12 protein-coding genes are annotated in these 8,268 nt (G+C 27.2%); 8 read left to right on the top strand and 4 right to left on the bottom strand.

The window, feature by feature from the left end:
* Nucleotides 1-12 precede the first annotated feature (12 nt).
* From KJQ99_RS11055 to KJQ99_RS07925, 7 genes are read left to right on the top strand one after another with little or no spacing between them, the layout of a single operon-like run.
* Nucleotides 13-177: an autotransporter outer membrane beta-barrel domain-containing protein gene (locus tag KJQ99_RS11055; RefSeq protein ID WP_350028277.1), complete on the top strand. Its 165-nt coding sequence runs from the start codon at nt 13-15 to the stop codon at nt 175-177.
* 9 nt (nt 178-186) lie between these two features.
* Nucleotides 187-663, top strand: coding sequence for a 3-isopropylmalate dehydratase small subunit (locus KJQ99_RS07950; protein WP_214117845.1), 477 nt, complete (start codon nt 187-189; stop codon nt 661-663).
* On the top strand, nt 660-1,697 hold the full coding sequence (leuB, locus tag KJQ99_RS07945) for a 3-isopropylmalate dehydrogenase (protein ID WP_214150477.1): 1,038 nt from the start codon (nt 660-662) through the stop codon (nt 1,695-1,697). Before KJQ99_RS07950 ends, leuB begins: the two co-directional genes overlap by 4 nt.
* Nucleotides 1,697-1,939 (top strand): hypothetical protein, encoded by a 243-nt coding sequence (locus tag KJQ99_RS07940; protein WP_214117843.1) that lies wholly within the window; start codon nt 1,697-1,699, stop codon nt 1,937-1,939. Before leuB ends, KJQ99_RS07940 begins: the two co-directional genes overlap by 1 nt.
* On the top strand, nt 1,936-2,304 hold the full coding sequence (locus tag KJQ99_RS07935) for a CiaD-like domain-containing protein (protein ID WP_214150476.1): 369 nt from the start codon (nt 1,936-1,938) through the stop codon (nt 2,302-2,304). The genes KJQ99_RS07940 and KJQ99_RS07935 overlap by 4 nt, the downstream gene beginning before the upstream one ends.
* The gene (locus KJQ99_RS07930; RefSeq protein ID WP_214150475.1) at nt 2,304-3,365 is read left to right on the top strand and encodes a tRNA nucleotidyltransferase/poly(A) polymerase-related protein; all 1,062 of its coding nucleotides are present in this window, start codon (nt 2,304-2,306) and stop codon (nt 3,363-3,365) included. Before KJQ99_RS07935 ends, KJQ99_RS07930 begins: the two co-directional genes overlap by 1 nt.
* Nucleotides 3,358-3,825: a tRNA (cytidine(34)-2'-O)-methyltransferase gene (locus tag KJQ99_RS07925; protein WP_214150474.1), complete on the top strand. Its 468-nt coding sequence runs from the start codon at nt 3,358-3,360 to the stop codon at nt 3,823-3,825. The genes KJQ99_RS07930 and KJQ99_RS07925 overlap by 8 nt, the downstream gene beginning before the upstream one ends.
* Nucleotides 3,826-3,842: 17 nt before the next feature.
* Here KJQ99_RS07925 and KJQ99_RS07920 read toward each other — a convergent pair whose 3' ends face one another.
* Genes KJQ99_RS07920 through KJQ99_RS07905 form a run of 4 tightly spaced genes read right to left on the bottom strand, consistent with a single transcriptional unit; the run spans nt 3,843 to nt 7,216 of the window.
* Entirely contained in the window at nt 3,843-5,801 is a 1,959-nt protein-coding gene (locus KJQ99_RS07920; protein WP_214150473.1) for a heavy metal translocating P-type ATPase, read from the bottom strand.
* The gene (locus tag KJQ99_RS07915) at nt 5,798-5,986 is read right to left on the bottom strand and encodes a heavy metal transport/detoxification protein (RefSeq protein ID WP_214150472.1); all 189 of its coding nucleotides are present in this window, start codon (nt 5,984-5,986) and stop codon (nt 5,798-5,800) included. Before KJQ99_RS07915 ends, KJQ99_RS07920 begins: the two co-directional genes overlap by 4 nt.
* A gap of 10 nt (nt 5,987-5,996) precedes the next feature.
* A complete protein-coding gene (locus tag KJQ99_RS07910) occupies nt 5,997-6,779 on the bottom strand; it encodes an MBL fold metallo-hydrolase (protein WP_214150471.1) in 783 nt (260 codons plus the stop codon).
* A 59-nt stretch (nt 6,780-6,838) separates the two neighbouring features.
* Entirely contained in the window at nt 6,839-7,216 is a 378-nt protein-coding gene (locus KJQ99_RS07905; protein WP_239803535.1) for a winged helix-turn-helix transcriptional regulator, read from the bottom strand.
* Between the two features lie 117 nt (nt 7,217-7,333).
* On the opposite strand from KJQ99_RS07905, the gene KJQ99_RS07900 reads away from it, so the two are divergent.
* Nucleotides 7,334-8,268 (top strand): cation diffusion facilitator family transporter (locus tag KJQ99_RS07900; RefSeq protein WP_214150470.1); only part of this gene is annotated, 935 nt, incomplete at its 3' end.

Raw genomic sequence — 8,268 nt, 5'->3', positions numbered from 1 at the left:
TATCAAAATAGCATTGATATTAGTAATGGTTTTTCAAAAAAACTATTAACTAATATTAATTTAGGTTTAGGTTATTCTTTTAACGATAGGCTTAATCTTGGGATAAATTATAAGTTAAATTATGCTAAAGATTATTTTGCTAATAAGTTTATGTTGGGTATTAATTATAATTTTTAAGGAGCTTTAATGAGAGTTTTTAAGTTTGGCGATAATATAGATACAGATTTAATCATAGCCGCAAGATATTTAAATACAAGTGATGAAAAAGTATTAGCTAGTTATGTTATGGAAGATGCTAGACCTGGATTTTTTAAAGAAATTAAAGAAAATGATTGCATAGTTGCAGGAGAAAATTTTGGCTGTGGTTCTAGTCGTGAGCACGCACCAATTGCTATTAAAGCTGCAAATATTAAATGTGTAATCGCAAAAACTTATGCGAGAATTTTTTATAGAAACGCATATAATACTGGGCTTTTAATATTAGAGTGCAACGATACTGATAAAATTGCAGAAAATGATGAATTAGATATAGATATTACAAATGGAATTATTAAAAATATCACAAAAAACGAAAGCTATAAAATAAATCCAATCCCTGTATTTATGCAAGAATTATTAAATGCAGGTGGTTTGATTGAATACGCTAGTAAGGTTGCAAAATGAATAAAATTTGTGTAATTAAAGGCGATGGAATAGGCCCTGAAATAATCAATGAAGCTATAAGAGTTTTAAAAGTAGTTCGCCCTGATTTAGAATATACTGAATGCTTAATGGGTGGGGCTGCGATTGATGCTGTTGGAGTTCCTTTACCACAAGAAACTATTGATGTAGCATTAAATTCTAATGCAGTTTTATTTGGTGCAATTGGTGGAGAAAAATGGGATAAGCTAGAACGCCATTTAAGACCTGAGAGTGGATTATTAGCACTTAGAAAAGCTTTAGGAGTATTTGCAAATCTTCGTCCTGCTTTTGTATATGATGGGCTTGAAGAGCTTAGCACTATTAAAGCTAGTGTTGTAAAAGGCGTTGATTTACTTGTGGTAAGAGAATTAACGGGTGGAATTTATTTTGGACAACCTAGAGAAAAACTAGCAGATAGAGCTTATAATACAATGGTTTATACTCGTGATGAGATAATTAGAATTGCAAAAATTGGTTTTGAAAGTGCAATGAAACGCCGCAAAAAATTATGTATGGTAGATAAGGCTAATGTGCTTGAAACTTCAGCTTTATGGAGAGAAGTTTGCGATGAGTTAGCTGTAAATTATCCTGAAGTTGAATTAAGCTATATGTATGTAGATAATGCTGCTATGCAACTTATCAAAAATCCAAAGCAATTTGATGTGATTTTAACAGAGAATTTATTTGGAGATATTTTAAGTGATGAAGCTAGTATGGTAGTTGGCTCAATCGGATTACTTGCAAGTGCTAGTATAGGTGGAAAAGTTGGACTTTATGAGCCAATTCACGGAAGTGCTCCTGATATTGCTGGTCAAGGCATAGCAAATCCAATTGCTACAATTTTGAGTGCTGCTATGATGTTAAGATTTGCATTAAACGATGAAGTATCAGCATTAAAAATAGAAAACGCAGTAAAAAGAGTAATAAGCGAAGGCTATGGATGTGCTGATTTAGCTAATGCAAAAATTAAATTAAATACCCAAGAAATGGGCGAATTAGTAGCGAAGTATTGCTAATGCAAACAATAACCGCAGCAAAGATTTATGAAGAACAAGGGCTAAGAGAAGAAGCCCTTGAAATATATAAAAATATTTTAAAGCGTGATAAAAACAATCAAGCAGCTAAAGAAGGTATTTATAGATTAAGTGGTGCTAAGGTGCATAAACTTGAACTTAATTTATTAATGTATGATTTTTTTATGAATGCTAAAAGCGAACAAGAATATAATGAGTTTAAAAGGTGGCTAATAAATATATGAATAATGAAGAATTATCACAAATGATTGATAGATTATCTCAAGTAGCAGCAGAAGAGATTAAAAAAGAATATGAAAAAACTGAAGAAGAGCAAATAAATGAAGTAAAAGCAGTAAATGAAGTCAGTAGCGAAGAAGAGATAATAGCTAAGATTGAAGATATTCAAAGAGCTAAAGAAACTACTAGCACAGCTATGCTATCAACTTATGAAAAGCAATATTTATTGAAAATTAAAGAAAGAATTTTAGTTCTTTTTGAAGCTTTAAACACCAAGCAAAATGAAGAAGATTTACAAAAAAGATTAGAAATAACAATATCTTTTATTGAATTTTTACTAGCAAGTATTGAAGAGCGTTTAAAAAATTAATGCTTCCTTGGGATGATGAGACTTTTGTAACAATACAATCAATTTTATCAAAATACACAAAAAGAGCTTATTTTGTGGGTGGTTGTGTTAGAGATATTTATCTAAGTAATAATACAAATGATTATGATATAGAGATTTATGATGTAAGTCCTAGTAAAATGGAGCAGATTGCTAAAGAATTAAACGCTTTAGGTGTAGGCAAAAGTTTTTTTGTATATAAAAAAGCAAATTATGATTTAGCACTTGCAAGAACAGAGAAAAAAACAGGCGATTTACATACGGATTTTCGTGTAAAAGTTGAAAAAAGCATATACAAAGGCTCGCTTAGAAGAGATTTTCGTATGAATACAATAATGATTAATATTTTTACACAAGAAATAATAGACTTACATAAAGGCATTCAAGATTGTAAAAAAAAGCTAATTAGAATAGTGAATTATTCTACATTTAAAGAAGATTCGCTAAGGCTTTTAAGATTTATTCAATTCATTGCTAGATTTAAGCTAAAGACTAAGAAAAAGGATTTAAGGTATCTAAAAAAAATTGATATTTCAAACCTTAGCAAGGATAGAATTTATAATGAATTAATAAAATTATTTGAAGCAAAATACCCTGAAATTGGGCTTTATTATTTGTATAAACTAAATTTATTTGAAAAATGTTTTGGTTTTAGTGTTAGCAAATATGAATTTTTTGCTGTTTTAAAAAAGATTAAAGATAATAAGAATTTAGTTTGTAAGGAAAAAAGATTTGCTTTAATGTTTTTTTATTTTATTGATTATTTTAATATATATTATCAATTTATGCCTTATAAAAAAATGCTTTTCTTTTTAACAAAAGAGCCAAATTTTAATGATTTAAATGACTATAATTTATGCAAAATTGCTATTAAAATGCCGCTTAGAGAGTGGCTTGGGCTAAATAAGGATATTGTAAAACGAGCTAAAGAATTAGGAATTTATAATGACAAAATAAAAGTCGTATATGAGAATATTAGCTCAAAAGAAGAAGCACTAATATGCGAAGAAAAAGCCATTAAGGAGTATATGAAAAATGTTTAATATAGTTTTAGTTGAGCCAAGAATTGCAGGAAATGTAGGGACAATAGGTAGAATGTGCTATAACTTAGGTTTTAAATTACATCTTGTTGGACCTCATTTTTTGGACTTTTCAAGTAAAAAGATTATGCACGCAGGTCTTGATTATTGGGATAAACTTGAGCCGATTTTTTGGGATAATGCAAAGGATTTTTTAGCTAATAATGATATTGCTAAAATGAAATTCGCTAGCACAAAATCAAAAAATCCTTATTTTAACGCTAGTTTTAATGAAGGAGATTTTATAGTTTTTGGAAGTGAGAGTTTTGGTTTGCCACAGCCTGAAATTAAAGAGATTTTAAGTAATGAAAATACCTTTTTAATACCTATGAAAAGCTATGGCAGGTCGCTTAATCTAGCTCAAAGCGTTGCGTTTTTAAGCTCGGAAGCCTTAAGGCAGAATTTTAAAAATTTTAGTATTTAGTATTTATCTAGTTACTACTAACTAGATAAATTATTTTTTCTAAACAAAAGCAAAGAATTAAATACCACAACAAGCGATGAAATACTCATAAGCATAGCACAAAGTGCAGGATTTAAATGCAAATTAATCTCGCTAAAAACCCCACAAGCTAGAGCAATTCCTATGAAATTATAAAAAAACGATATGAATAAATTTTGCTTAATCTTACTATAAGCTTTATCAAAAATCTCAAAAAGTTTTATGATTTTAATCAAATCATTTTTTAGCAATATTGCATCGGCTTTATTTTTAGCAATTGCATTTGCGTTGCTAAATGATATACCAAAATTAGCCGTTCTTAATGCCTTAATATCATTAGCCCCGTCCCCAATAAATACACTTTTTGCGTTTAAATTCTTTATTATCGCAGCTTTATTTTCAGGTGTAACTCTAAAATAATATTCGCTAATTTCTAGCTTGTTTGCTAGATTTTCTACTCTTTCTTTACTATCTCCGCTAATTATTATTATTCTTTTATTGAGTGATTTTAAAAAGCTAATTAATTCTTTTGCATTTTCATTAATTTCGTTTTCTAGAGTAATTTTGCCTAGATATAAATCATTTTTATAACATAAAAACTCATTTTCGCAAGGTTTTATTTCTACTTTTAAATTCTCATCAGTATAAATTAAAGAATTATCCTTTAAAGCACAAGTTCCATTTAAATCTAAAAAATCAGTAAAATTATTCGTAATACTCTTAGCTATTGGGTGATTTTGAGTATTTTCAATACTTGCAATTAGCCTAAAATCAGCTTCGCTTAAATCGTGCGATATTTTTTGCACTGAATTTGTAAGTGTGCCTGTTTTATCAAAAACAAAGCATTCTATATCTTTTATTGAGTTAATTAGCTCTGGATTTTTTAAAATTATTCCTTCTTTAAAGCATAAATTAATGCAAATTACTATTACCATAGGAATTGCAAGTCCTAAGGCACATGGACACGAGATTAACAACACACTACTAACATAAAAAAACACTTTAGAAGAATCTATAAAATACCAAGCAAGTCCTGTAATACTAGCGATTATACAAATTATTAATACAAAATATTTGCTAATCTTATCAACTAATTTAAAGGCTTTTAAATCCTTATTATTAGCTTTCATTGCTTCATCTTTAAGCTTTTCAAGTGAGCTTTCATAATAAGTGCTAGTTGCTTTTATCTTTAATAATTCGCCCTTATTAATGCTACCTGCATAAACTAATTCTCCTATTTTTTTGCTTAGACTAAAGCTTTCTCCACTAATAACGCTCTCATCAATTAAGGCTTCATTGAGACATATTCCATCTACTAAGATTTCTTCGCCGTTTTTAATAAGTAGCTCATCATCTTTATTTATTTGATTTGCTTTTATTATTTTATTGTTTGCTAGGGTTATTGTAGGGATTTTGCTTGGTGTGATTAAAGAATTTGCTTTAGCTTTTGCTTTATTTTCAATAAATTTTCCAAGCCTAATCACAAAGCAGACAAAAGTGCTTTCAAAAAAGAAATGATGATGAATACTAAAAAATGAATAAAAATAATTAATGCTAATTCCAAGCACTACAAGTAAATCCATTCCATAGCTTTTATGAAATATTACTCTTTTATAAAAATCAAGCGAAAGTAAAATAGCCAAACTTGCAAAAACACAAGAGAATAAAAAGCTAAAATCAATAAAAGTTAAAACACTAAAAATCGCTAAAAAAATTAGCCTAATGCCTTCGTAAGTATTTTTTGCATTTATTTTTTCTAAGCTTACTTCAAAGCCTAGTTTTTTGATAGCAAAAATTAGCTTTTCACTATCAAAATCATCATTTACACTAAATTCTCCAAATTTATTGATAAAATCAACCCTTGCATCTATTACGCCTAATTTTAAGGCTTCTTGTTTGATTGAATTAGCACAATTTACACAATGCATTCCATTAATAAAAAGCCTTATATTTTTCATACTAATTTACCTAATCTAAATCCTAATTCTAAAAGCTCATCTTCAAATTCTTCTTTATTCGCATTTATAAAAATATATTTTAAATCATCACTAAAATTAATTGCCCCAAAATCTTCTTCTAAAGCATTTTTTATCTTATTTATACAATGATTGCAATTTACATTAAAAATCTCATATTTTTTCATTTTATCTCCTTTAAAAAATGTAGCTTTCCCCATCATCTGGGATTAAAACTCTATCGTTTAAATTATTCTTATTTACAAATTCTTTTAAAGCTTTTCTAGTTAAAATACAATGATTAATAGCTTCTAAATGAACGGCTATTATCTTGCTAGTTGATATTTTAGCAATATTTTTAATATCGTTTTCATTCATAATAATACTATCATCAAATCCTAAAACCATAGCATTTCCAGCATTTACAATAACAATATCATAATTTTGTTTTAAAGTATTTTCAACATCTTTTGTTAAAACACTATCTCCTATTAAATAAACACTTTTGCAATCTTTTGCACTAAAAATAACTCCCATAGTATCACCTAAAAGCCTTGCTAATTCTTCGTTTTTATATATTTCTTCGCTTCCGTGTTTTGCTTTAGTTTTTGTTAGTTTTACTCCTTGAAATTCTAAAGTATCGCTTAAAATCTCAAGATTTTTAAATCCTAAATCTTTAAAATAATTATAATCTTGATTATCTTGAACGAAAACTTTAATATTTTTATCTAATTTTTTACAGGTATATTCATCTATATGGTCTAAATGATTATGAGTAATTATTACAGCATTTACATCATTTATAATTTCTTCAAAACTAAATGGCAAATCCACTAAAGGATTTCTTAAATGTGAATTATAAGTATTTGCAAAACCTTCATAAGTGCCTTTTGGTGCTAACATAGGGTCTATTAAAAAGCACACATTATTTATAGTGATTTTTACACAAGCACTTCTAATTAATTGAACTTTTGTATTCATAAAATCTCCTTAATTTAAATTAAAGGATAGATATTATCTTTTTTAAAAATAATTGTAAATTACTTACTTTTTCGTATGTATGATAAGCTTTTTTCATTTAAAGCATTAAATAATTTCTTTTCTTTTAAAACTTCAATGCCTATTTCTTGAAAAATAATAATAGCTTTTAACATTTGCTTTCCACGATTTGTTAAAAAATATTCTACTTTTAGTGGATAGCCATCATAAGTTATTTTATCTACTAAGCCATTTTCTCTTAATTGATTTAGGTGTTCAAGAAGCATTTTTTGACTAATTCCAATTATATCTTTTTGTAATTTTGATAAAGAAGAATTACCTAAACTTAATTGAAAAATGATTATGCTTTTCCATTTTCCATTTATCATATTTGCAGCTATTTGCAAAGGACAGGTTACATTATTCATATTTATTTGCATAAAAACTCCTTATACTTACAAATTCGTAAGTAATTTACATTTACTTAAATATGAATTATAATCATAAAAATTAAAAAGGATTAAAGTTATCCTAAAACTAAATTTAAAGGAAAAACAATGACTTGCACCTATCAAGACTTAATTCATAAACCAATAAAACAACATTCAAACAATCATTCTTGTAATCACTCACACCATAACCACTCCCATAATAATTCTAATCACTCACAAGAACACCACGACCATTCTCATACTCATTCTTATGATTTTACTAAGAATAAAAAAGCATTGTTATTAAGCTTTATAGTAACTTTTGTAGTAATGTTTGCTGAATTAATTTATGGGTATTTAGCTAATTCTTTAGCATTAATTAGTGATGCACTTCATATGATAACACACGCTTTTGCATTGATAATAAGTTTTATTGCACTAATATTTATTAATAAACAAGATAGTAAAAAAACTTATGGATATTATAGAAGTGAAATAATAGCTGCTTTTATAAATGCTATTATGATAGCTATATTTACTATATTTATTATCTATGAAGCTATTGAAAAACTATTAAACCCAAGTAAAATAGATATAAAGACTATGCTTATAGTATCTTGCTTTGGACTTGCAGCAAATATAATTAGTGCTTTATTATTAATGAAAGCTGATACAAGTAATTTAAATATTAAATCAAGTCTAATTCATATGCTAAGTGATTTACTTAGTTCTGTTGCAATTATTATTGGTGGGATTATTGTTTATTATACTGATTTTTATTTTATTGATTCAATACTAGCTTTAATAATAGCTTTAGTAATTGCTAAGTGGTCTATATCATTATTTAAACAAAGCTTAGATATTTTACTTGAGAGTTCATTCATTGAGATTAGTGAAGTAAAAGAATTTATATTAAAGCAAGATTTAAATATAAAAGATATTCACGATATACACATTCATTCAATCTCTCAAGATTATCATATACTAACAGCTCATATAATCTTAGATGATTTAAATGAGTTTAAAAGTGTTTTACAAAAGCTTAATGCTTTACTTAAGAA

It is taken from the genome of Campylobacter sp. 2018MI13 (assembly GCF_018501135.1).
Classification (GTDB): domain Bacteria; phylum Campylobacterota; class Campylobacteria; order Campylobacterales; family Campylobacteraceae; genus Campylobacter_E.
The sequence above is the reverse complement of the archived record's forward strand: the minus strand, read 5'-3'. Positions and strand labels throughout refer to the sequence as shown.

Bases quoted from the DNA above. Each gene is read 5' to 3' on its own strand.
- KJQ99_RS07910 (WP_214150471.1), bottom strand. From the start codon at position 6,779: ATGAATACAAAAGTTCAATTAATTAGAAGTGCTTGTGTAAAAATCACT.
- KJQ99_RS07905 (WP_239803535.1), bottom strand. From the start codon at position 7,216: ATGCAAATAAATATGAATAATGTAACCTGTCCTTTGCAAATAGCTGCA.
- KJQ99_RS07940 (WP_214117843.1), top strand. From the start codon at position 1,697: ATGCAAACAATAACCGCAGCAAAGATTTATGAAGAACAAGGGCTAAGA.
- leuB (WP_214150477.1), top strand. From the start codon at position 660: ATGAATAAAATTTGTGTAATTAAAGGCGATGGAATAGGCCCTGAAATA.
- KJQ99_RS07920 (WP_214150473.1), bottom strand. From the start codon at position 5,801: ATGAAAAATATAAGGCTTTTTATTAATGGAATGCATTGTGTAAATTGT.
- KJQ99_RS07930 (WP_214150475.1), top strand. From the start codon at position 2,304: ATGCTTCCTTGGGATGATGAGACTTTTGTAACAATACAATCAATTTTA.
- KJQ99_RS07950 (WP_214117845.1), top strand. From the start codon at position 187: ATGAGAGTTTTTAAGTTTGGCGATAATATAGATACAGATTTAATCATA.
- KJQ99_RS07915 (WP_214150472.1), bottom strand. From the start codon at position 5,986: ATGAAAAAATATGAGATTTTTAATGTAAATTGCAATCATTGTATAAAT.
- KJQ99_RS07935 (WP_214150476.1), top strand. From the start codon at position 1,936: ATGAATAATGAAGAATTATCACAAATGATTGATAGATTATCTCAAGTA.
- KJQ99_RS07925 (WP_214150474.1), top strand. From the start codon at position 3,358: ATGTTTAATATAGTTTTAGTTGAGCCAAGAATTGCAGGAAATGTAGGG.